General features: G+C 41.0%; 22 protein-coding genes. 13 read left to right on the forward strand and 9 right to left on the reverse strand.

Annotation, left to right across the window (positions count from 1 at the left end; translation table 11 throughout):
* Nucleotides 1–68 precede the first annotated feature (68 nt).
* The 3 genes from ACTB00_RS09870 to ACTB00_RS09880 all read left to right on the forward strand — a co-directional run bounded on the left by ACTB00_RS09870 (nucleotide 69) and on the right by ACTB00_RS09880 (nucleotide 2540).
* Nucleotides 69–1175 carry an ABC transporter permease gene (locus ACTB00_RS09870; RefSeq protein ID WP_463299749.1) on the forward strand — a complete coding sequence of 369 codons (1107 nt, stop codon included), beginning with the start codon at nucleotides 69–71 and terminating at the stop codon, nucleotides 1173–1175.
* 62 nt (nucleotides 1176–1237) lie between these two features.
* Nucleotides 1238–1378: a four helix bundle protein gene (locus tag ACTB00_RS09875; protein WP_463299750.1), complete on the forward strand. Its 141-nt coding sequence runs from the start codon at nucleotides 1238–1240 to the stop codon at nucleotides 1376–1378.
* Between the two features lie 43 nt (nucleotides 1379–1421).
* On the forward strand, nucleotides 1422–2540 hold the full coding sequence (locus ACTB00_RS09880; protein WP_463299752.1) for an ABC transporter permease: 1119 nt from the start codon (nucleotides 1422–1424) through the stop codon (nucleotides 2538–2540).
* A gap of 86 nt (nucleotides 2541–2626) precedes the next feature.
* On the opposite strand, the gene ACTB00_RS09885 is transcribed toward ACTB00_RS09880, so the two are convergent.
* Nucleotides 2627–2899, reverse strand: a complete 273-nt coding sequence (locus tag ACTB00_RS09885; protein ID WP_463299753.1) for a hypothetical protein — start codon at nucleotides 2897–2899, stop codon at nucleotides 2627–2629.
* 367 nt (nucleotides 2900–3266) lie between these two features.
* On the opposite strand from ACTB00_RS09885, the gene katG reads away from it, so the two are divergent.
* The 3 genes from katG (at nucleotide 3267) to ACTB00_RS09900 (ending at nucleotide 8201) form a co-directional block, all read left to right on the forward strand.
* A complete protein-coding gene (gene katG / locus ACTB00_RS09890; RefSeq protein WP_463299754.1) occupies nucleotides 3267–5504 on the forward strand; it encodes a catalase/peroxidase HPI in 2238 nt (745 codons plus the stop codon).
* Nucleotides 5505–6139: 635 nt separating this feature from the next.
* The gene (gene trhO, locus ACTB00_RS09895; RefSeq protein ID WP_463299755.1) at nucleotides 6140–7192 is read left to right on the forward strand and encodes an oxygen-dependent tRNA uridine(34) hydroxylase TrhO; all 1053 of its coding nucleotides are present in this window, start codon (nucleotides 6140–6142) and stop codon (nucleotides 7190–7192) included.
* A gap of 1 nt (nucleotide 7193) precedes the next feature.
* Nucleotides 7194–8201: a tRNA dihydrouridine synthase gene (locus tag ACTB00_RS09900; RefSeq protein ID WP_463299756.1), complete on the forward strand. Its 1008-nt coding sequence runs from the start codon at nucleotides 7194–7196 to the stop codon at nucleotides 8199–8201.
* Here ACTB00_RS09900 and ACTB00_RS09905 read toward each other — a convergent pair.
* A complete protein-coding gene (locus ACTB00_RS09905; RefSeq protein ID WP_463299757.1) occupies nucleotides 8198–8557 on the reverse strand; it encodes a NifB/NifX family molybdenum-iron cluster-binding protein in 360 nt (119 codons plus the stop codon). The two genes, ACTB00_RS09900 and ACTB00_RS09905, sit on opposite strands and share 4 nt — an antisense overlap.
* 162 nt (nucleotides 8558–8719) lie before the next feature.
* Complete coding sequence (locus tag ACTB00_RS09910; protein WP_463299758.1) at nucleotides 8720–9085, reverse strand: methionine-R-sulfoxide reductase; 366 nt, start codon at nucleotides 9083–9085, stop codon at nucleotides 8720–8722.
* Nucleotides 9086–9200: 115 nt separating this feature from the next.
* Between ACTB00_RS09910 and ACTB00_RS09915 the strand changes: the two genes are divergently transcribed.
* The gene (locus tag ACTB00_RS09915; RefSeq protein ID WP_463299759.1) at nucleotides 9201–9890 is read left to right on the forward strand and encodes an RluA family pseudouridine synthase; all 690 of its coding nucleotides are present in this window, start codon (nucleotides 9201–9203) and stop codon (nucleotides 9888–9890) included.
* On the opposite strand, the gene trhA is transcribed toward ACTB00_RS09915, so the two are convergent.
* The 6 genes from trhA to ACTB00_RS09945 form a co-directional block, all read right to left on the reverse strand.
* Complete coding sequence (gene trhA / locus ACTB00_RS09920) at nucleotides 9883–10524, reverse strand: PAQR family membrane homeostasis protein TrhA (protein ID WP_463299760.1); 642 nt, start codon at nucleotides 10522–10524, stop codon at nucleotides 9883–9885. The genes ACTB00_RS09915 and trhA overlap by 8 nt on opposite strands.
* Nucleotides 10525–10587: 63 nt before the next feature.
* Nucleotides 10588–11958 carry a sensor histidine kinase gene (locus ACTB00_RS09925; RefSeq protein ID WP_463299761.1) on the reverse strand — a complete coding sequence of 457 codons (1371 nt, stop codon included), beginning with the start codon at nucleotides 11956–11958 and terminating at the stop codon, nucleotides 10588–10590.
* Between the two features lie 7 nt (nucleotides 11959–11965).
* Nucleotides 11966–12583, reverse strand: coding sequence for a hypothetical protein (locus ACTB00_RS09930; RefSeq protein ID WP_463299762.1), 618 nt, complete (start codon nucleotides 12581–12583; stop codon nucleotides 11966–11968).
* A 3-nt stretch (nucleotides 12584–12586) separates the two neighbouring features.
* On the reverse strand, nucleotides 12587–12967 hold the full coding sequence (locus ACTB00_RS09935) for a response regulator (protein WP_463299763.1): 381 nt from the start codon (nucleotides 12965–12967) through the stop codon (nucleotides 12587–12589).
* 212 nt (nucleotides 12968–13179) lie between these two features.
* Nucleotides 13180–13566 (reverse strand): DUF302 domain-containing protein, encoded by a 387-nt coding sequence (locus ACTB00_RS09940; RefSeq protein ID WP_463299764.1) that lies wholly within the window; start codon nucleotides 13564–13566, stop codon nucleotides 13180–13182.
* A gap of 12 nt (nucleotides 13567–13578) precedes the next feature.
* Entirely contained in the window at nucleotides 13579–15846 is a 2268-nt protein-coding gene (locus tag ACTB00_RS09945) for a copper-translocating P-type ATPase (protein ID WP_463299765.1), read from the reverse strand.
* Nucleotides 15847–16120: 274 nt separating this feature from the next.
* Here ACTB00_RS09945 and ACTB00_RS09950 point away from each other — a divergent pair, with 274 nt between their 5' ends.
* The 6 genes from ACTB00_RS09950 (at nucleotide 16121) to hrpB (ending at nucleotide 24278) form a co-directional block, all read left to right on the forward strand.
* Nucleotides 16121–16837, forward strand: a complete 717-nt coding sequence (locus ACTB00_RS09950) for a hypothetical protein (protein WP_463299766.1) — start codon at nucleotides 16121–16123, stop codon at nucleotides 16835–16837.
* A 211-nt stretch (nucleotides 16838–17048) separates the two neighbouring features.
* Entirely contained in the window at nucleotides 17049–18293 is a 1245-nt protein-coding gene (locus ACTB00_RS09955) for a ribulose-bisphosphate carboxylase large subunit family protein (protein WP_463299767.1), read from the forward strand.
* A 6-nt stretch (nucleotides 18294–18299) separates the two neighbouring features.
* The gene (locus ACTB00_RS09960; RefSeq protein ID WP_463299768.1) at nucleotides 18300–19694 is read left to right on the forward strand and encodes a four-carbon acid sugar kinase family protein; all 1395 of its coding nucleotides are present in this window, start codon (nucleotides 18300–18302) and stop codon (nucleotides 19692–19694) included.
* A gap of 43 nt (nucleotides 19695–19737) precedes the next feature.
* Nucleotides 19738–20400, forward strand: a complete 663-nt coding sequence (locus ACTB00_RS09965; protein WP_463299769.1) for an aspartate/glutamate racemase family protein — start codon at nucleotides 19738–19740, stop codon at nucleotides 20398–20400.
* Nucleotides 20401–20403: 3 nt separating this feature from the next.
* The gene (locus ACTB00_RS09970; RefSeq protein WP_463299770.1) at nucleotides 20404–21684 is read left to right on the forward strand and encodes a bile acid:sodium symporter family protein; all 1281 of its coding nucleotides are present in this window, start codon (nucleotides 20404–20406) and stop codon (nucleotides 21682–21684) included.
* A gap of 110 nt (nucleotides 21685–21794) precedes the next feature.
* Nucleotides 21795–24278, forward strand: a complete 2484-nt coding sequence (hrpB, locus tag ACTB00_RS09975; RefSeq protein WP_463299771.1) for an ATP-dependent helicase HrpB — start codon at nucleotides 21795–21797, stop codon at nucleotides 24276–24278.
* Nucleotides 24279–24280 lie beyond the last annotated feature (2 nt).

Here is a 24280-nt window from a genome sequence, read left to right on the forward strand (position 1 = left end):
AGTTGCACTGCGATAAATTCTGTTTCACTCTGTGGTAAATTATTTTAAAAGATATAAAAATTCAATTTATGGATCGTTTCCTCGGTTTTGTTAAAAAGGAATTCTTTCACATTTTTCGCGATAGGCGGACAATGATTATCCTGTTCGGAATACCGATCATTCAATTGATGTTGTTTGGAACGGTGATTACCAACGAGATAAAAGATGCCCGCATTGCTATTTACGACCAGTCAAAAGATGAGATGACCCAGGAAATAACCTCCAAGTTGTTGTCATCAGGTTATTTCTTGCTCGATCAGAACTTACAAACGACCAATGATATTGAAGCCATTCTCAAAAAGGGAAGAGTGAAGGAGGTTCTGGTATTTGGTAGTGATTTCAGCCGCAAGCTGAAGCGGGAAGGAAAGGCTGATATTCAGATTATTGCCGATGCATCTGATCCAAATCTGGCAAAAATGTTGACTTCGTACACCACGGGAATTATCAACGATTATATTTTTAAGGAAATGGGCGATTTGCATCTTCCCATGCAAATTGAGCCGGAAGTGCGGATGATTTACAATGAAAATTTGCAATCTGTTTACATGTTTGTACCGGGCATTATGGCCATGATCCTGATGTTGATTTCAGCCATGATGACCTCGATTTCCATCACCCGCGAAAAAGAACTCGGCACCATGGAGATTTTGCTGGTATCACCACTACGCCCGGTTCAAATTATCCTTGGAAAAGTAACACCTTACCTACTGTTGTCGATCATCAATGCCTTTGTGATTTTGGGGATTGGGCATTTCATTTTTGGGGTGCCAATAAAGGGGAGCTGGGTTTTACTGATGGGTGAAAGTGTGCTGTTTATCCTGATGGCACTGTGTTTGGGAATCATGATTTCGTCGCTGTCGAAAACACAAATGGTGGCGATGTTTATTTCTGTCATCGCCTTGATGTTGCCGACTATCTTGCTGTCGGGGTTTATTTTTTCCATCGAGAATATGCCGCTCCCTTTGCAAGTGGTTTCGCACATCATTCCGCCACGTTGGTTTATCGTCATCCTGCGGAATATTATGCTGAAAGGCGTGGGCATAGCTTATGTCTGGAAAGAAACACTGGTGCTGGTTTTTATGGCACTACTGTTTGTAACTGTTGCGGTTAAGAAGTTTAAAACGAGACTTGAGTAGCTTAAGGCTCCGAGATACAAGCCTCAAGAATAAAGAATCGTATTAACCTCAAAATAGACTCTATGAAAAATTTAAAGGAATTGAAAATTTGGCAAAAAGGAATTGAGATGGTCGTTGATATTTATAAAACTTCAAAATCCTTTTCACAGGAAGAACAGAAAATGATTACCGGACTTCAACGCAGTATCAACAATCGAAACTAAAAGCCAATGCTTGAGGCTTGTAGCTAAAAATCGTAGCTTGAAAATGAGAACAATAAAATACATACTTCAAAAGGAATTCATTCAGGTTTTGCGGAACAAAACCATGTTGCGGATGATCATCATGCTGCCATTGATGCAGATGTTGGTGCTGGTGTTTGCTGCAACCTATGATCTGAAGGACGTTGATGTTTATGTGGTCGATCAGGATCTGTCTGATGCCAGTCGCGGATTGGTTAACCATTTCGAGGCGTCGCCTTTCTTTAATATTCATGATGCATCATTCGATCTGGAAGATGGCATGAATCAACTCAAAAAGGAAGAATCGGATTTCATTCTTGTTATACCGCCTGATTTTGAGCGTTCACTGGTTCGGGATGATAAAGTTGGTGTACAGTTATTAATTAATGCGATTGACGGAAATAAAGCTTCGCTGATTTATCAGTACACCCGCAGTATTATTTCGGGCTATAACAAGGAAGTTATTATGAAATGGAAAAGCTTGCCCGAATTTAACCCACCCATGCGTGTTGAATTTTCCGATAGCTACTGGTTTAATCCCGAGCTGGATTACAAATGGTACATGGCTCCCGGAATTCTTTCGATATTGGTCACAATTATTGGCATGTTCCTGTCGGGGATGAACTTGGTGCGTGAGAAGGAGATGGGAACCATTGAGCAGTTGAATGTTACGCCAATCAAAAAATGGCAGTTCATTGTTGGTAAGTTGTTGCCTTTCCTCGTTATTGCACTGCTCGATCTGGCTTTTGGCCTCGTGATTGCCCGAGTGGTTTTCAATTTACCGATTGAAGGGAGTCTGGTATTGCTGTTCGGTTTTGGAGCTCTTTACCTTGTTGGAGTACTCGGATTGGGGCTGTTTATTTCTACCGTAACCGAAACCCAGCAACAGGTCATGTTTATTACCTTCTTTTTTATGATGGTTTTTATTTTGATGGGGGGGGTATTTACACCAGTTGAAAGTATGCCACATTGGGCGCAGCAACTCAACCGGATCAATCCAATCTATTATTTTATCCGCATCATGCGCATGGTTTCCCTCAAAGGTTCCGGTTTTGGCGACCTGATTCAAGAATTTTTTTCGCTTACTGCAATCGGAATTTCGTTCCTGAGTTTGGCGATTTGGCGCTACCGGAAAACAAGCTGAGGAATTTTTGGGTTTTGTCTTTTATAGTGATCTGTAGGCAGTTTATCGTTGCTGGTTTTTATTGGCAGAGGCAATCAAACTGTCCACTATAAAATAATGACCCCTTCAATTTCATTAACCTTTTCGGTAATCTGTATGATTTGGTCAGCATTTTCCATTTCGGCAATACAGGTAATGGCAACATGCTTTAAGTTGGCCGTGTGTTTATAGGTTATTTCTCCATCGCTTGGTAACAGTGCTGTAATCTCGTCCACTTTGCCGCCATTGTTTGGTGTAATAAACTTAAACATGTATTTCAATGGCCATGTCTCGGTCTCCATGAGACGGTAACGTAAATTTTTAAATTTATCTATTTTCATAAAAAAATCCTTCAACTGCTAGTAACGCATCAAAATTGCGATTGTTTTTGGGATAAGTATCCCTTTAGGAGTACAAAACTAATCAGAAAAAATATTCTACGTTTAAAAAAATCCTAATCCAAGCTGAAAATATCAGAATTAACGAATCAATAAGACAAACCAACAATTCAGCATTACTATACGTTAGAAATTTATAGATGGGTTTTATAATAATTCATTGAAAAAGGGGTGAAAAATTGTCTATCACTACAACTGATAACTCATTCACAAATAGACATGGTCAAATGAATGCGTAAATAGTATCTATAAAATACATCAAAAAGATTGGCGTAACTTTAATATCCTAACTTGATAAAATTAATTAAACATGGAAAATAAGAAACATTCAAGCTCCTCAGTTTACAATACCAATAAAGAGGGAAAATGTCCGTTCACAGGGCATAGTGCACAACATGGTGCGGGTGGTGGCTCGTCAAATAGTGATTGGTGGCCAAAACAATTAAATTTAAATATTCTACGTCAGCATTCTTCTTTATCTGACCCGATGGGAGAAGCATTTAACTACGCTGAGGAATTTAAGTCGCTTGACCTGAAAGCGGTTAAGAAAGACCTTTACGATTTAATGACTGACTCACAAGACTGGTGGCCGGCTGACTTTGGACATTACGGTCCATTTTTTATTCGAATGGCTTGGCATAGTGCTGGTACTTATCGCGTTGCCGATGGACGCGGAGGAGGCGGTTCTGGTTCGCAGCGATTTGCGCCGCTGAACAGCTGGCCTGATAATGTAAACCTGGATAAGGCTCGTCTGTTGCTCTGGCCAATCAAACAAAAATATGGCAGAAAAATTTCCTGGGCTGACCTGATGATACTTGCCGGTAATTGTGCGTTAGACTCTATGGGACTCAAAACTTTCGGTTTTGGCGGAGGTCGAGATGATATTTGGGAGCCGGAGCAAGATATATATTGGGGGTCGGAAGGAGAGTGGCTAGCTGATAAACGTTACAAAGGCGATCGTGATTTGGAAAATCCACTGGCAGCTGTTCAAATGGGGTTGATTTATGTAAATCCGGAAGGTCCTGATGGAAATCCTGATCCAATAGCTGCAGCCAAAGATATTCGGGAGACATTCGGGCGCATGGCAATGAATGATTATGAAACAGTTGCTCTAATCGCCGGCGGACATACTTTTGGAAAGACTCATGGCGCAGCTGATCCAGACAAGTATGTAGGTCCGGAACCAGCAGGTGCAAGTATTGAAGAACAAGGCTTGGGCTGGAAAAATACATATGGAACCGGCAAAGGAGGAGATACGATTGGTAGTGGATTGGAAGTTACCTGGACTAAGTCACCCACGAAGTGGAGCAATAACTTTTTCGAGAATTTGTTTGATTATGAGTGGGAGTTGACCAAAAGCCCAGCTGGCGCTAACCAATGGAAACCCAGAGGGCAAGCCGGTGCCGGCAGCGTTCCTCATGCCCACGATCCCGAAAAACGTATCCAGCCGAGTATGTTGACAACTGACCTTTCCCTGCGATTCGATCCTGAATATGAAAAAATATCGCGTCACTTCTATGAAAATCCGGATGAATTTGCTGAAGCCTTCTCAAAGGCTTGGTTTAAGCTTACTCATCGCGATATGGGGCCGATTAGTCGCTATCTTGGACCTGAAGTGCCAAAAGAAGAATTGATTTGGCAAGATCCGGTCCCAGCGGTTACACATGAGTTGATTGATGATCAGGATATCGGGGAATTGAAGCGTAAGGTTTTGGATTCTGGATTGTCAGTTTTCCAACTGGTATCTACTGCTTGGGCTTCGGCATCAACATTCCGAGGTTCCGATAAACGTGGAGGAGCTAATGGTGCTCGGATTCGGTTGGCACCTCAAAAAGATTGGGAGGTAAACAATCCGGCAGAACTGGCTCAGGTACTCGGAAAACTCGAAGCGCTCCAAAAAGATTTTAACAACGCACAGTCTGATGATAAGAAAGTGTCACTAGCCGACTTGATCATTCTGGCAGGATGTGCCGGTGTTGAAAAAGCTGCTAGGAATGCTGGTCATGATGTGAAGGTGCCGTTTACACCAGGCAGAACTGATGCGTCGGAGGAGCAAACGGATGTGGAAGGCTTCACCTATCTTGAGCCGGAAGCTGATGGTTTTCGCAATTATCTGAAGAAAAAGTATACGGTAACGGCAGAAGAAATGCTGGTTGACCGGGCACAGTTACTCACACTAACTGCACCAGAGATGACCGTTCTCGTTGGAGGTATGCGTGCTCTGAATACCAATTCCGATCGGTCTAACCATGGCGTATTCACCAAAAAGCAAGAAGCTCTCTCAAACGATTTTTTTGTGAATCTACTTGATTTGAGTACAAAGTGGAAAGCAACTTCGAAAGAGGAAGACTTGTTTGAAGGTCACGATCGCTCATCTGGTGAACTTAAGTGGACAGGAACTCGTGTTGATCTTATTTTTGGATCGAATGCCGAGCTAAGGGCGCTTGCTGAAGTTTACGCTTGTGCAGACGCTCAGGAGAAGTTTGTGAATGACTTTGTTGCAGCGTGGGACAAGGTGATGAACCTGGATCGATTTGATTTGGACTGAATTCAATATTATCAGAATAGACTAGCAAATAAACGACCTCCTCAACTTTGCTGCGAGGTAGTTTAATACAGCATTGGGCGAAGTTCAATTATTCATCAATCAGAATATGCCTGTGCATGTCCTCTGGTATTTCCCGTGGATCGAGCCTGCTGAATTTCACTGACTTTTAAGTATGACAACAAAGAGGCTTTTTCAAGAACCGGATAACGTGAATATTTATACAAAAAAAAGGGTTATCACTGTCGTGATAACCCGTTGTTCATAATTTAGTTTAGTTAGACCAGAAAATAAATATTGGTTTAAAAAGAGAAAAGGTATCGATAATTATTTCATTATAAAGCGTTTGTTTTTCAAAAGCACTGCTAATATAGTGCATATTTTTATCCAATATTAAAAAAACCTTAAAAAATCTTAACGAATAGAAATAACACCGGTTTTGCATAAATGTAAATAATTGTTAATCAGTGTATAGAAAATAAAGATATGTTATAGAATATGTTCGAATTTGAAAGGGCTGTATTCGAAAACACTTCAAATTGATAGTTATATTTCGTAATCTCTCCCTCTTTATAACGATATTGATATCTTCTATTCCTATTATTGGTTATTTTTTATCTTTGCACAAAAATATTACGATGCAGTTGTACAACCGATTGAGCAAGGATGAGCTAAAGGAAAGCCTCATGTGTGAGACTTTTAAGCGTAAAACAATATCTTTCTACCGATATGTAAATCTGGATGAGCCCAGTGAATTTCGAAATTCTCTTTACCAAAAGTGGTTTGAATTAAATTGCTTTGGCCGAATCTACGTAGCACGAGAAGGCATTAACGCTCAAATGAGCGTTCCTGAGCAGAATCTGGCAACCTTCCTGCAACAACTGGATGAAATGCAGGAATTAAAGGATATGCCAATCAAATATGCTATTGAAGATGATGGTAAATCATTTTACAAACTGACAATAAAAGTACGTCCTAAAATTGTTGCTGATGGATTAAAGGATGATGCTTTTGATGTAACCAATGTTGGGAATCACTTATCAGCAAGAGAATTTCACGATTTGGTCGATATTCCTGAAACCTTGGTGATTGATATGCGCAACCACTATGAAAGTGAAATCGGTCACTTCAAAGGCGCCATTTGTCCTGAAGCTGATACTTTTCGCGAAGAAATTGAAATGGTGGTTAATGATCTGAAAGATCAGAAAGACCGTAAAATCCTACTTTATTGTACCGGAGGAATACGTTGCGAAAAAGCCAGTGCATATTTGAAACATCACGGATTTATGGATGTCAACCAACTGCATGGAGGGATTATTGAATATGCGCAACAAATTAAACAATTGAAATTGGACTCTAAATTTGTTGGGAAAAATTTCGTTTTCGACCAGCGGTTGGGCGAAAGAGTTAACGGTGAAGTTATTTCGAGCTGCCACCAGTGCGGGCGACGATGCGACACACATACCAATTGTGCGAACGATTTATGTCACATTCTTTTTATTCAATGTAGCGAGTGCGCTGAACAATACGATGGATGCTGTACCGCTGAATGCAAAACGGTACTCCATGCGCCCGAGGAAGATCGCCTGTTGTATATTCAGGATTTCAAGCGTAAATTTGGTAACCGAAAAAGTTTCAGAAAAGGAATAGACAGCAAACTTAAGATTGATAAACGGGAATTAGAAGTTTAAAATGAGTGATTTTTGGACGGAAATAGCAACACCAATAATGGCATTGGCTCCTATGGAAGATGTGACCGACACTTCTTTTCGTGAGTTGGTGGCTCAAATATCGGAGCCCGGATGTTTGCACTTGCTGTTTACTGAGTTTACAGCAGTTGATGGAATGAATCACCCGGTAGGGAAGAAGCGGGTGTCAGAGCGGTTGATTGTAAGCGAGTCTGAACGTCGATTACTTAAAGAGAAAGGCATCAAGTTGGTTGCTCAAATTTGGGGCAATAAGCCGGAGGTATTTCATCGGATTACTCGTGAGATTACCGAAGAATACGATTTTGACGGGATCGATATCAACATGGGCTGCCCTGTGAAAAACGTGGTAAAGCAAGGTTCGTGCAGTGCGCTGATTGATCAGCCGAAACTAGCTCAGGAGATTATAATAGCTTCGAAAGAGGCCACTCATTTACCTGTTTCAGTAAAAACAAGAACCGGAATCCGGCAGCACGAAACGGAGCGATGGATGACTCAGCTGCTTGAAACAGAACCGGCTGCCATTACGCTGCACGGTCGTATTCAGAAACAACAGTCGGATGGTGAAGCCGATTGGAATGAAATAGCCAAAGCTGTTGTTATCAGAAATGAACTGAACCCGTCAATTCCTGTTTTAGGAAATGGTGATATTCTGTCGTATGCTCAATCAGTCGAGTATTGCAATAAATATGGTGTAGATGGAGTAATGATCGGGCGCGGCATCTTTCATGATCCCTGGTTTTTTAATTCGGCAAAGAAAGTATCCAGGAGAGATGAGAAACTGGAACAGCTGGTAAATCACACTAAGCTATTTGAACGAAATTGGGGAGGCGTTAAGAATTTCAATATTTTAAAACGCTTTTATAAAATATATGCCAGTGGGTTTGAGGGGGCAGCGCAGTTGAGAGCAAAATTAATGGGTGCCAACTCTTATGAAGATGTATATCAAATAATCAGCACCCATTCTCAGTTTGTCGGTGACACAGAGTATTAATTTTCGCAATCGTGATGATCGGTACAAATGGGAATATCCAAAAAGAAATTGTTGTTTTTCCAGTTTTCAATAGCTTCTTCAACCGATCCCTTGAATCCGGCTAATACTTGAATATTTTGACCCTTTAATTTATTGATGGCTCCTTGTCCAATTCCTCCGGCTAAAAGGATGCTGACACCGGCTTTTGCTAAATCTTCGGCTAAGTTGGTTTTGCAGCCACAGGCTTTCGACGATTCCATGTTTGTTCTTGAAACTACTCTTTTTGAACTGTCTACCCGGATAATCGTGAAGAAATCACAGTGTCCAAAATGATCATCAACCTTGTTGTCTTTTGTTGGTATTGCAATTATGTTCATCGTTTTGTTATTTAAATTACAATACAAATATAGTGAACAAATGATCAAATAGTGTGAATAGAGAAGAAAAAAAGTAAAATCGTATCATTTCTTAATAGAAACGATATGAAATAGCGTTAAAAAGAATCCGGTCATTTGTATGAATTCCAATAGGTTTGTATGCTATTTTTCTTCCGGATCGAAACTTAATGACACCGAATTCACGCAATGCCTGGTATTTTTATCGGTTAATCCTTCACCAATAAACACATGCCCTAAATGGCCACCACAATTGGCACAGGTAATTTCAGTTCGTCGGCCATCAGCATCTGTTGTTCGTTTTATCGCACCTTCAATTTCATCATCGAAACTTGGCCAGCCACAGCCGGAATCAAATTTGTCGGATGACCGATAGAGTGGGGCGTTGCAACGTTTACAATGGTATGTTCCTTTTTCTTTATTCTGATAATACTTACCGGAAAATGCCGGCTCAGTTCCTTTATTCAGAATAACATATTCTTCAAATTGATCTAATGGATTGAATTTCATGGCTTCTTAATTTTAATTGTTTTCTATTATTAAATGCCCGTATTTTTAAAGACAGCCAGTAAGGAGATTTGTTTGAAAAGAACTGTATCTTGCGAACATTAATTTTTCAGAAATCATGGACATACCAACGATATATAAAGATGAACATTTGATTGTGGTTAACAAGCCTGTTGACCTGCCAGTGCATAAAAACGACTTTATGCCTAACGATGCTCCGTACTTGACCAAATTAATTGGAAATCAATATGATCAATGGGTACACAATGTTCATCGGCTGGACTCCAAAACTTCGGGAGTGATCGTGTTAGCTTTTTCAAAGGAAGTGGCTCACGAACTTGCCCTTCAGTTCGAGCGAAAAGAAGTTGACAAGCAATACGCAGCCATTGTACTGGGCGAACTTCCTGAAGAAGGTGTATTCGATGAAAAAGTTGTCGTGAAAAAGAAAAGCAAGTTTAAAAAGAATGCGCTGACTCGGTACAAAAGAGAACGACTTATTCAAACAAACATATCGTATAAAGAGCATACCAATGTTTGCCTGAGTCTGGCTCAGGTTTTTCCGGAAACCGGACGTTGGCATCAAATTCGCCAGCACTTTGCCAAAAACAGACACGACATTGTTGGCGATTCGCATCACGGCGACTTTACTTTAAATAAATTGATAACAGCCGAATGGGGATTTAGAAGATTGATGTTGCATGCTTCAAAACTATCTTTCACACATCCGGTAAGTGGGGAGCGACTATCATTTGAAGCAGAATTACCCGGCGACTTTGACCAATTGCTGCAGGTTGTAGCTGCTAAATAGGCAGCAAGTACAAAAACGCAAAAAAGTGGCAAACTGATCCGCCCAAAATGAATACGTGAAAAACCAAATGAAAAAATGGCACTTTAGGAAATAGATAAAATACCGCACCGGCGGTGTAACTTAGTCCTCCCGCCAACAAAAACCAGAGCGAAGTATTGGGTACTCGCTGAATGACAGGTACAATAGCCAATAAAACCAGCCATCCCATGGCGATGTAAAGCCAGGCCGAAAGGCTTCGCCATTTCGAACGGTAAAACCAAACTTTGAAGACAATACCGGCAATGGCAAGTGTCCAGATCAAACCAAAAATACTCCATCCAATCCATCCTCGAAGCGAAATTAAGGAAATGGGTGTGTATGAGCCAGCAATCAAAATATAAATGGCCGAGTGGTCGAACTTATTTAATTTGATTTTTAAACGCGGTTTTTTAGCACTGTGATAAAGGGTAGAGGCCAGGTAAAGAATAATCATACTCACCCCAAATACGGCAAAGCTTATAATGTGCCAGACATTTCCATAAATAGCACCAAATACGGTTAAAAGCGTCACTCCGGCAACCGCCAAGGCAATACCAATTCCATGAGAAATGGTATTTGCTATTTCTTCTGCGCGAATTAATTTTTTACTTTTCAACGTGTTTGTTTTAAAAAGGCGAAGTTACACAGATATTTTGCACCCCCTTAAAAAAAATGAAACTTATTTGGTCGGTAATTGCATTCCAAAAGTAGATCCAACACCCGGTTCTGACTTCATGAAAACTTCACCTCCCATAAGCTGCGCTAAGTTTTTTGAAATTGCTAATCCAAGGCCGGTTCCTCCGTATAATTTAACCAGGTCTTGATTTGCCTGATGAAATCGTTTGAACACTTTATGATGGAATTCTTTTGGAATTCCGATACCGGTATCTTTTACATGAAAATAAAGCATCTGATCTTGTAGCTTGGTCCGAATCTCGATGCTCCCAATGTCTGTGAATTTGATAGCATTGCTTATGAAATTGCTTAAAACTTGTTTGGTACGTACATAATCTATTGACGCTTCGAACTTGTCCGGAAGCTCATTGTAAATATGAAAAGTCAGAGATTTATTTTCAATCTCAGGTTTAAACGTTAGCCTAATTTCCTCCAATATATGTTGGATAACAAACAGTTTCTTCGTAATTACTATTTGGCCGGATTCAATTTTCGAAATATCCAGAACGTCATTGATCAATGCTAAAAGCTGTTTTCCTGATTTCAATACCATATTTAAATAAACCCTTCTCGTTTCTTCAGAAAGTTGCTCGTCTTGAAGAAGTTCTGAGAAACCGAGAATACTATTCATCGGAGTCCGTATTTCATGGCTCATGTTGGCTAAAAATGCCGATTTCAGCTGGTCACTCTCTTCTGCTTTTATCTTGGATTTGTTTAATTCTTCGTTCGTTTGGTTTAGTTTGTTGTTTATTTCGGTTAATTTTAAGTTCAAATGTGAAAGCTCAATATTTTGTCGGCTTAATTTCTCACGGCTTTCTTTCAATTGCCGGGCATTCTTCGAGCGTTCTTCAATCTCCTTTTTCAATGCTGCATTTGCGGTTACAAGGTCGGCCGTTCGCTCTAAAACTCGCTCTTCCAATACCAAATTAGCATTTCTCAATTGTTCTTCTTGTGTAATAAGCCTATCTTGATTTCTTTTACTTTCTAAAATGAGTTCAGTGAGCTGTGTTTGGTCTTCAATGCAAAAAATGGCGTAAGGCTCTTGTGAGTCTTCCATCGGAAGAAAATTGACCGTTGTGTGGAGATATCTCTCAATCTTTCTTTCACCCGTGTAAAGATTTCGATGTAGATGTGATGAGAAAATAGCCGTTGTACCAAATTTGAGAACTGTATTGATTTGGTGTTGGTAGATAAACTGAATAAAGGATGGAAAAATTTCATCCAGCTTTTTGGTATAAACATCTTCTAAATCATAGCCGGTCCAATCTTTCATTGTTTTATTCCAAAAAACTACTTTTTGTCTTTTGTCAACAATGAATATGCCGTTGAATATATAATTAAATGCATCAAAATTTAAAAGCTTTTTACGAGTCATTTAGCTTTTATTTTTTTTGAAATAAGTTGGCGTAGTATTGATCAATCATGGACAAAAGTTCATTAAACGTTTTGATTGAAAAGACTAATAGTAAATTGCCACTAATGTCAAGTTCGATTACTTTAAAACTAGTTTTGCATAACAAGACAACTTTACCATACTCGTCAGGTTCAAACTTAATAATATCGTCAATCAAACCATGCCGATATTCCGGAATGGCATATTTCAATTCAATTTCAAATTGTTCGCTTAAGGTAGAAAAAACAGAATTAATGATGATGTTGCTAATCTCAGTAAGAGCACTGATATTTAGGATGTCACTGCTGTTGTTTAAGTGAAGATCCCGAACAAATAACTTAACTAATTTATTGGCCTTTTCGGTAGGGAAAATAAGTAATCCTGAACCTGAGAACGTTGATGAAAAACCCATCTCTACAGCAGCGTAATCTTTATCGGTCCATGTTGCTAAGAATTTCATCAAACTTTTTTCATCGAATATATCTAAACTGGGCGTTTCGAGAGTTACATGGTGTTCAACAATCTGATTCAACACATTCGCGCCTCTCCCAATTCCAATATTGATGATCTCAAGCAGAGCATCCTTGTGCTTTTCGCTAACTTCCATAACCTAATTTTTAGATGACAATTGAAAAATCGTTGATGCCGATTTTATAAAATCTTGATTGCCAAAAGGTTTGTGCATCACGTGGCTTACCCCAAGATCAATGTATTTCTGTCTGGTTGTAGGCTGAATATCAGCAGTTAATAGAATTACGGGAATGTGTTTATTGGTGAGTTTTAGCTTTTCCATAACACCATAGCCATCCAGTTTGGGCATTAGTGAATCTAAGACCATACCATCGGGTTGCTCTTTTTCAATCATTAGAAGTGCCTCCTCTCCATCTTTCGCCTGAATCACATCAACGTTGGGGAAATCATTTAAAATATCTTCAATTTTCAGACGCATAACCAAAGAATCGTCCACAACCAAGATTATTTTCTTTTCCATAATGAGCTATTTCTATTCGTTAGGATGAATATTATTTATGCATTAACATGACTTTTGAGTGAATTAAAATACTCAAACTTCTTTGTAGCCCACAATATAGTAAATAATACTCTTTTAATTAAGAAAGAATTGGTGTTGTTTATTTCAACTACCAATCGACGTCAGGCTCATTTTGGAGAATGTACTTTCATTTTTTACATGTGTGTAATGTGTTAAACAGCTTGAATTGCTTTTTCCAGCCTGTTTTTAATATCTGTGGCGATACCACCCAAATCCTTATTTTCAATTGCCATCATCGAGGCTATCGGATTTACAGCTGCAACTTCAACTTTATTGTCGCTGGTTTCCTGAACGATGACATTACACGGCAGCATTGTTCCAATTTTGTCTTCGGCTTGCAACGCTTGATATGCGGCCGGAGGGTTGCAAGCTCCGAGTATCGTGTATTTTCGAAAGTCAACATCCAGTTTTTCCTTTAGCTTTTCTTGGATATTAATTGTGGTCAGTACGCCAAAACCTTCTTTTTTGAGTTCTTCTGTTACTTTTTCAATGGCTTCGTCAAAGGTGTAGTCGGTTACTTTTTCAATGTAGTACTTCATGATTTTTTTTTATTAGTGGTTATTTATATTGAGCTTTTTCTTTAGTAATTGAGCATTAATGGCAACGACAATGGTACTGAAAGTCATTAATACAGCACCAAGCGCAGGGCTGATAATAACTCCGGATTGATATAGGACACCCGCAGCCAGCGGAATAGCGACAACATTATACGCTGTCGCCCATATGAAATTCTGAATCATCTTCTTGTATGTCTCTTTTCCAAATAAAATTAAAGACGCGATATCTTTCGGATTACTGTTGACCAAAATAATATCTGCGGTTTCTGCTGCCACATCGGTACCAGAACCAACGGCAATCCCAACATCGGCAGTTGCCAGAGCCGGTGCATCGTTAATACCATCACCAGTCATGGCTACAAATTCTCCATTTTCCTGAAATTCTTTCACTTTTGCCTGCTTTTCATCGGGTAAAATATTTGCAAAGTAACCATCAAGCTTCAGTTCATCACTCACGCTCTTTGCTACTTTTTCATTATCCCCGGTCATCATATAGAGTTTCAATCCAGTTTCTTTCAGTGTTTTTACTGCCTCGTATGATTCTTCTCTAATTTCATCTGCCATGGCAATAAAACCAATCAAATGTTCATTAATGACAACATAAACAACGGTTTCCTGTTCATTTTTGTTTGCCTCTTCCGGTATTCCTAAATCATTTTCTTTTAAATATCCGGGGCTCACGACTTTCACCTGTTTGTCTTCTACTTTTGCTTCAATACCTTTTCCGGTTATCGCATTGAAGTCTTTTATTTCAGGCAGATCAATTTTTTCCTGATTTACCTTCTTCATAATTCCGGCTGCTAATGGGTGTTCCGATTCTGATTCAACTGCTCCCGCAAGTCTTAAAACAGCCTCGTCATCATAATCCTTAGTTACCGATTGATAGCGTGTGACTCCGAAGTTTCCTTTGGTAAGTGTGCCGGTTTTGTCAAATGCAAGTAGTGTCACTTTACGCGAGTTTTCAAAAGCAGTTCTGTTTCGAATCAGTAACCCGTTTTGTGCCGAAATGGAGGTTGAAATTGCAACAACTAAAGGTACCGCTAATCCTAATGCATGAGGACAGGTGATCACCATGACGCTTGCCATTCGTTCGAGTGCAAAGGCAAAATCTTTTCCGACAGCTAACCATGCGGCCAGGGTACCAAAACCAATGGTTAGCGCAATAACCGTTAACCATAAAGCAATGCGATCGGCTAAATGTTGTGTTTTCGATTTTTTATTTTGAGCTTCACGCACCATGTTCACGACCTTATTTAAATAGGCATCTTCGCCAACTTCTTTCACTTTAAGTTTTAGCGAACTGTTGCCGTTAATAGTACCGCCGATAACTTCATCGTTTTTTGACTTCTTAACGGGCTGCGATTCTCCTGTTACCATCGATTGGTTAATGTTGCTTTCTCCTTCAACAATAAAACCATCAACCGGAATTTTCTCTCCCGGGCGAACCAATACGAGATCGTCTTTTTCAAGTTGATCAACTTTCACATCTTCCACATCACCGTCAGTCAGGCGGTGAGCTTCGGATGGCATGAGGGCAACCAGTTCCTGTAACGAATTGGATGCACCCATAACTGACTTCATCTCAATCCAATGTCCTAAAAGCATAATGTCAATCAGGGTAGCCAGCTCCCAGAAAAATGTTTTTCCTTCTAAACCAAATGTCGTTGCCGAGCTGTATCCCCAGGCAACAGTGATCGCCACTGCAATTAGGGTCATCATTCCGGGCTGCTTTTTCTTTAGCTCATTGGCTAAGCCAGTTAAAAATGGCCAGCCTCCATACAAGAAAATGACTGTTGAAAGAGCAAATAGCAGGTAATTGTCTTGCCCAAAGGAAAAATTATAATCCAGCAGATCTTGAATCATAGGTGACAAAACCAGAACTGGTAATGTCAACACCATGGAAATCCAAAAGCGCTTTCTGAAATCCTTGATCATCATTGCATGATGACCGGAGTGATCATGTGAGCCATGGTCATGCTCGTGATGACCGCTATGATCATCATCTTTTTTATTGTGGGAATGAGAATGAAGGTGTTGCTTCTCTTCTTCCTGTTGTTTCTCCTTGTGATTGGAGGATTTAGATGTTTGTTGCTGATGATCATGCTTGGGATGATCATCGTCGTGTTTTTGCGGTGATTCTTTTGACGAATCGGACTGGTTTCCATGCTGGGCATGTTGCTGTTTGTGGGGTAATTTTTCATGCTGCGGATGTTTTTTTTGATTGACTTTATTTTTATTTGTTGAATTTCCTTGATTAGTCATGACAGATAGATTTTGTACCTCGTTAGCTAAAAAAACCATGCCATAATAGTTGTTTGATTCAAACCCCCTTTAATCAGTTGAATTGCTGACCCACTCATTCAACAATGAAGGGACTTTGCTCTACACCTATGTTGTTTTAGCTCCACAGAATACCTGACTTGGATTATTACTATTCCGGCGTATGTTAACTCTTGATTTTCTCTTATTCCGAAAGCTGTCTGATTCGATAATAATGGACAACTTTTAGATATTTTTGTAGAAAACCACATCGAAAATGAAGTACCTGAAAGCCTCCATAGAACTCAAAAAGCTGATAGAACAAACAAACGAGCTGTGTCTGAATAAGAATTGTCCTGTTCTGAAAGAACGAAATTTTATCGTGCTGAAATCAGATGGTGGTGAACAGCACGAAATAAAAATGAAGGAGTTTTCTAACGAATTTCTTCAAACAATACTCGAAGAAAATAAAAATTCAAAGGCTTTTGTTTTTACTGATTTGGCTGCCACGATGATCAAAGATCAAAAGCTGACTTATTTCCTGTACAAAGGCTATCATAGCGAAATTGAAAAAGGATTGGTTTGGTTTCAGGCTGTCAACGAAGAGACTTCAGAGCCCACTGGAGAATTACAGTTCAGCAACCTCGAGGAAAATGTTTTTTTCTCGGTCACGGCTCCCGACTTTGAAGAAAGCACCAGCAGTGCCATGGAGACCGATGAGCAAATTGAAGGTGGTAAAAGCATTGTTTTTATCATTGGTAACCTTAATGAAGAGCGCTTGTTGCACGATATAGAACGATTGATTTTTGACACTGTTAATAACGTTCAGAAACACCAAGGGTTGAGATTTAAGATTATTTTGAATATCACCAAATTTAACGGGGAACCAACCGCTGATTTCCTGAAACAACTTGACCTTATCAAAGAATATACCCACACGAATATTCAATCAGAATATCCAAATTGCGAGTTTGTTTTTGATTTGGAAATGTAATTCAGGCTTGATTATTTTCATTTTATAATTGGTGTTATTTCAAGCAAGAAATAATCATTTTCGGATTCGAATTGCAAGAGGAGAAATATTAACCTAATCTTCTAAATCAAACTATTTACAATCTTTCAAGGCATTTTTTCGTTTATAAAACACTCATTTTTCCGAATAAGAGTTCGTTCTACCATTAATAATTTTAATAAATTAGCGAGCTATGGAACGAATTCATGCTACTTATCTCATCGAAAGCCCCTTTGAGATTGAAAAAGCCGCTGCGGTGCTAGCCGGCGAACAATCCAGCGGTACTTTTGTGTCGGTGCCTGGTGAAACAGATGAACTAAAGACCCGCTTTGCAGCTCGTGTTGAAAATATTGAGTTACTAGACCAAGTGCCGGAACCAAGCATGCCGGGTGAAATTATTGAGAATAAAAACTACCAACGAGCTAAAGTCAAGGTTTCGTGGTCTATCGAAAATTTCGGATATAATATTCCAGCAATGATTTCAACATTGCAAGGGAATCTCTATGAATTAAGACAGTTTACCGGACTTAAACTAGATGATTTTGAAGTGCCGGAGTCATTTGCCAGCCATTTTAGGGGACCGTATTTCGGAATGAAAGGAACCAAACAACTTGCGGGCGTTGAAGCTGAACGCCCAATGATTGGAACAATTATAAAGCCGAGTGTTGGTTTGACTCCCGAATACACTGCAAACTTGGTAAAATCATTAGCCGAAGCTGGAATTGATTTTGTAAAAGACGATGAGCTATTGGGCTCAGCAGCAAACTCTCCCTTCAATATTCGTGTTGAAAAGATCATGAAAGTGATCAATGAATTTGCAAATAAAACCGGTAAAAAAATCATGTATGCGTTCAATATCACCGGTGACTTGGAAACCATGAAAGCAAATTACGAAACCGTTGTAAAAGCCGGTGGAACTTGTGCCATGGTTAGTATTAACAGCGTGGGATGGACTGGTGTAAAACAAGTGTGCGATTGGGGCGAACTCTCTATCCATGGTCACCGAAATGGCTGGGGAATGCTCAATCGTCATCCGCTGCTGGGCATTAATTTTCCGGCGTACAATAAAATATGGCGGTTAGCTGGTGTTGATCAAATGCACGTAAACGGCATCAAAAATAAATTCTGGGAATCTGACGATTCTGTAGTACGCTCAATTAAATCGTGTCGTACTCCATTTCTTAATAATGAATCGGTTATTCCGGTGGTGTCCTCCGGGCAGTGGGGAGGGCAGGCCTTTGAAACGTACCGGCGGACGCAAACGACCGATCTGCTTTATATGGCAGGTGGCGGAATTATGGCTCACCCTTCCGGCCCGCAAGGTGGTGTTAAAGCACTTCATCAGGCCTGGAAAGGTGCAGTTGACGGAATGACGATGGAAGAGGCGGCAAAACAATACAAAGAGTTTGGCGAGTCGGTTGTAAAGTTTGGGAGCTAAGTAACGATGAAGCATACAAACAAAACATTGATTGCTTTTTATGGCGATGATTTCACCGGATCAACCGATGCGCTGGAGTTTTTAAGTCGTGCCGGAGCTAAAACGATTCTTTTTTTAGAAAATCCCAGCGCTGACTTACTCGATCAATTTCGTGATTTGGATGCCGTTGGAGTTGCCGGAATGACCCGTGCAATGGAGCCGGAGGAGATGGCTCAAACCTTGCATGAGGCCTTTAACTCATTAAACGTGCTGTCGCCACGTCATGTCCATTACAAAGTATGTTCAACCTTCGACTCGTCACCCGAAATTGGAAATATTGGCACCGCAATAGTTGCTGGTCGCCAGTCGTTTCAAAATGATTTTACTCCAATATTGGTTGCTGCGCCTAACTTGGGACGGTATTCGGCCTTTGGAAATCTTTATGCCCGAATGGGAATCGGAAGCGCAGGCTCCATTTATCGGCTGGACAGACATCCTTCGATGATGACACATCCAATTACACCGTCTGCCGAAAGTGATTTGCGGCATCATTTGACCAAACAGATTGACGAGCCTATGGGGTTGGTTGATCTGTTGGATGTAAATAAATCAAGCAATGAATTAAGCGACAAACTGAATAGCGAAATTGCCAGAGGACATAAAATAATCTTTATCGATGCGATGTACGAAAACCAAATGGTTCGTATCGGTGAATTGTTGGACTCAAAAGCAAATACTAAAAAGCCACTTTTCTCGGTGGGTTCATCAGGCATTGAGAAAGCGCTCGGCGATTTTTGGACATCGACTGGTGTGCTTCAAATCAGAGACCAATGGATCGGGCTGGAAGAATGTAGCCCAATGTTGGTGCTCTCGGGGAGTGTGTCGCCAATAACAGGAGCTCAAATCGATTGGGCCGTTCAAAACGGTTTTGAAGAAATAGCAATTTCTCCTGAAGTATTGGAGGAGGGAGATCAGGAGTCAAAACTAATTGCTGAATATCAGCAACAAATTGTTCAATTTCTGAAAAAAGGAAAGAGTGTAATTTTACATACCTCTAAAGGACCAACTGATCCACGTTATCAGGAAACAAAAAATTTCTTTGGGCAAAAAGGCTGGGATGAATTGATGATTCGTTCGCAAACAGCAAAATGTTTTGGTCGACTATTGGGACAATCAGCCAACGAAGCATTGAAACAAGTACCTGTAAAGCGATTGATTATTGCAGGGGGAGATACGTCCAGCTATGTGGCTCGCGAATTAGGCATTAAAGCGGTAGAAATGATTGCACCAGTGTTTCCAGGAGCGCCGATGTGTCGAGCTTTTGCTCCCGGTTTCCCGGTCGACCAAATTGAAGTGAATTTGAAAGGTGGGCAGGTCGGTGACGAAACTTACTTTGGCGCTTTACAAAAGGGCAGGATATAAATTAAACAGAAAGAAAATCTAACGACAATAACGAAAAACGATTATGGGAAAAAAATTAGGTTTAGTACATACTTCAGCAACACTGGTTCCGGTATTTCAGGAATTAATCGATCAATATCTCAAAGGAAAAGATATTCAAGTGTTCAACATCGTGGATGATAGTTTAATCAAAAACACAATTGAACGTGGCGAGCTTACTGCTGACACTTCGCGCAGAGTAGTTGATTACATAGGTTCTGCTGAAGCAGCGGGTGCCGATTATATTTTGGTAACCTGCTCTTCAATTGGATCTGCAGTTGAAACATCTGCATCGCTTACCAAAGTTCCGGTATTACGAGTTGATCAACCAATGGCAGACCAAGCAGTGCAAATGGGCAGCAAGATTGGAGTTGTCGCCACACTTTCTACAACTTTGGATCCAACAAGCGACCTGGTGTTGCGAAGAGCCCAAGCTGCGGGAAAGAAAATTGAATTGACTGCGAAACTCTGCGAAGGAGCATTTGATGCGTTGATGGGAGGAAAACCTGAAGTGCATGACGAAATGGTGGCTTCGGCCTTGAAAGAATTGTCGAGTCAGGTCGATGTTATTTTATTGGCTCAGGCCTCCATGGCACGAGTCGTGAGCCAACTTTCGGAAGAAGATAAAAAGGTGCCGATTCTGGCAAGTCCGAAAATAGCCATGGAATATTTAGCCAAAATTCTATAACCAATGCAAAAACTGCAGAGGTATATGCTTTGGTTGGGGTTGCTTGCAGCGCTTTTATTGGTCGTTTCGTTAAGCGCAGGTTATGGGAACTTAATTTCTCCATTGACCGTAATCGCGGCTGTTAGTATTACAATTGGCATTGGTTCTATTCCTCTTTTAAAAAGCTATCAATACACAGCCTGGATCATGCTTGCCTTTGTTTGTGGTATGATTTATCCTTCGGCCTTTTTGCAGTGGGGGAGCTTCGATTTAAGAAACAAATGGCTAATCCTGATCGTGGTTCAGCTGGTCATGTTCGGAATGGGAACTCAAATGAGCCTTAAAGATTTTGCAGGACTGCGAACAATGGGGCGAGGCGTATTGGTCGGAATCATTTGTCAGTTTTCAATTATGCCCCTGACAGGCTATGCTCTAACGCGCATTTTTGATTTTGACCCCGAAATAGCAGCAGGAATTATTTTAATTGGGTCGTGTTCCAGCGGCTTGGCCTCTAACGTAATGGTTTACATTGCTAAAGCGAACCTGGCTTTGTCGGTAACACTGACCACTTTGGCAACTCTTGTTGCTCCAATAATGACTCCGTTTTTGATGAAAATGCTAGCCAGTACTTACGTGCAAATCAACTTTTTGGAAATGTGCATGCAGATCATAAAAATAGTAATTGTGCCGGTTGGTGCCGCTTTGCTGTTTGATGCCTATAAAAACTATTCGTCTTCAATCCGCAGGAAAATAAACTGGGCTTTTTACATTTCTATTGGATGGCTATTGGCTTCCTACATCTTTCTTTGGGACTTTCTGGCTAGCTTTTTATCCAACGATTCAATGCTGGTGATGGAGTTGATGAACTTTTTGTTAGGGGCTGTAATTGTTGGCAAATTGTATTTTCATTTGACTGAAATACTTCCCAAGATACAGGGGTTTATGCCTAAAATATCAATGTTCGGAATTGTGTACTTCACAACAGTTACAACAGCTGCCAGCCGCGAAAATATTCTTACTGTCGGAATCTTTATTTTAATGGCTTCGATTATTCACAATTCACTGGGATATACATTTGGTTATTCGATCAGTCGCTTGTTAGGACTCGATAAAGATTCGTGCCGCACGGTGGCGTTAGAAGTTGGTCTCCAAAATGGAGGAATGGCTTCCGGATTAGCTGGCGTTATGGGGAAATTGGCTACAATCGGTTTAGCATCAGCTGTCTTTAGTCCCTGGATGAATATATCAGGTTCGATACTGGCTAACTACTGGAAACGAAAAAAGATTTCAGAAACAATCCAATGACTCCCTATTTATCTTCCATTCACTTTAAGGGTGGGGCTTAGGTGAAACTTATTTCCTACTTTTGCGCTCTTAAGAATTGCCTATTAAAGGGTGTTCTGAAAAGCATTTTAATGTTGAATATAAATTTTGAAACTATTGATTTGCCGGTTGTTTCCATCCTGGATGAGATTAAAAAGCAACTGGCTCTTCAAAATACTCTTATTATACAGGCGCCTCCGGGAGCTGGTAAAAGTACTTTGGTTCCTCTTGCATTGCTGGATGAAAGTGGCACCGGAAAGATCATCGTGCTGGAACCACGGCGATTGGCAGCGCGTTCTATTGCTGAACGAATGGCTTCGTTGCTTGGCGAAAAAGTAGGAGAGACGGTTGGCTATCGCATTCGCTTCGAAAACAGGGTGAGTGAAAAGACACGGATTGAAGTGGTTACCGAAGGAATTCTGACGCGAATGCTGCACTCCGACAATTCGCTGGAGGGGATATCGACAGTCTTTTTTGATGAATTTCACGAGCGCAGTATTCATGCCGATGTAGCCTTGGCTTTGTGCCGCGAAGCCCAGCAAATTCTCCGTCCTGATTTGCGCATTGTGGTGATGTCGGCTACCTTAAATTTGCCCCAGCTGGTTGACTTATTGCAGGCTCCTTCTGTTACATGCAGTGGGCGCCAGTATCCGGTAGATATTCAATATACTGGAGGAAATGATGTTCGCATGCTCCCCGATTTAACCGCACAAACCGTATTGCGTGCGATTAAGGAAACGAAAGGCGATATCCTTGTATTTCTTCCGGGTGAAGGAGAAATTCGAAAATGTGAGGGTTTGTTGAAGAAGGAGAACTTACCTTTCGAGATTCATCCGCTGTTTGGGATGCTTCCTAAAAACAAGCAATTAGCAGCCATCTTTCCAAATCCTAAAGGCAAACGAAAAATCATTTTGGCTACTTCAATTGCCGAAACCAGCTTAACGATTGAAGGAGTGCAGGTCGTGATTGATTGTGGCTATGCGCGCACCTCCCGGTTCGATCCGGGCAATGGACTCTCGCGTTTGGAAACAGTGCAGATATCAATCGACTCAGCTGATCAGCGAGCTGGTCGCGCCGGACGTTTGGGACCCGGAACCTGCTTTCGGATGTGGACCCGGGCAACGCAGGATCAATTGGCCGAGCATCGAGTGCCAGAAATTATGGAGGCCGATCTTGCTGATCTGGTGCTGGATTTAGCTCAATGGGGAATTACAGATCCAAGTCAACTCTCCTGGCTCACATCACCACCCAAGGGCGCTTATTTGCAGGCCACAGAACTCTTACATCAATTGGAAGCGTTGGACAGCGGTCGGATTACGGAACATGGGAAAGCCATGCATCGGTTGCCCTGCCACCCGCGCATTGCACACATGCTTCTGATGGCAAAGCAACATGGCAATTTGGAACTTGCTACCGATCTGGCAGCCATTCTTGAAGAGCGTGACCCACTCGGACGCGAGGCCGGTATCGATATAAATCTTCGGATTGAAGCATTGCGAAAGCAGCGCGCTGAAAACCGGATGAGCAAAAAAATGAGTCGCATCGATAAGGTTGCTGAGTCGTATCGCCGACTGATCGGCTGCGATGAAAGCAATGAAGTTGTTGACCCATACGAAACAGGGCTGTTATTGGTATTTGCTTACCCCGAGCGCATTGGACATGCACGTGTTGGCAATAATGCCCAATTTCAATTGTCAAATGGCAGTTTAGTAATGGCAGGTCATCAGGATGAGCTGGCACATGAAGCCTGGTTAGCAGTTGCTCACCTAAATGCACGCGAAGGAATGGGAAAGATCTTTTTGGCTTCACCTCTGAACCCACGAGATTTGGCTCCTTTGGTAAAAGAACGAGACCTAATTACCTGGGATACCCGAAATGGCGGGTTAAATGCAGTTCGAGAGTTGCGTGTTGGCTCCATTATTTTACAATCAAAACCACTACCTAACCCCGATCAAAGTCATTTGCAGCAAGCTATTGTTGATGCTGTCCAAAAAGAAGGAGAGCAGTTGCTTGACTTCAATAAACAGGTCGAGCAGTGGCAAAACAGGGTGCTGAGTATGCGAAAGTGGCAACCGACGGGGAGTTGGCCTGACGTTTCAACAGGCAATCTATTAATGACCAATGAAGAGTGGCTTGCACCTTACCTGCAGGGCGTTCGCAAACCTGCTGATCTGAAGAAAATCGACTTAAAATCAGCTCTTCATTATCATTTGACTGTGGAGCAACAAACCCAACTAAACCGTTTCGCTCCCGAAAAAGTCGAAGTGCCAAGCGGTTCTTCAATCCGTTTGGAGTATCAACCCAACGGTGCTGCTCCCGTGTTGGCCGTTCGTTTACAGGAAGTTTTTGGAATGACTGATACGCCAACTGTAAATGATGGAAAGGTGAATGTGCTGATGCATTTGCTGTCGCCGGGTTTTAAACCAGTACAAATTACTTCCGACCTGCGAAGTTTTTGGGACAATATCTATTTTGAAGTTAAAAAAGAACTGAAGCGTCGTTATCCGAAACATGCCTGGCCCGAAGATCCATGGGCTGAGAAAGCAGTTCGTGGGGTAAACCGAAAAAAGAAATAGCA

It is taken from the genome of Sunxiuqinia sp. (assembly GCF_055140945.1).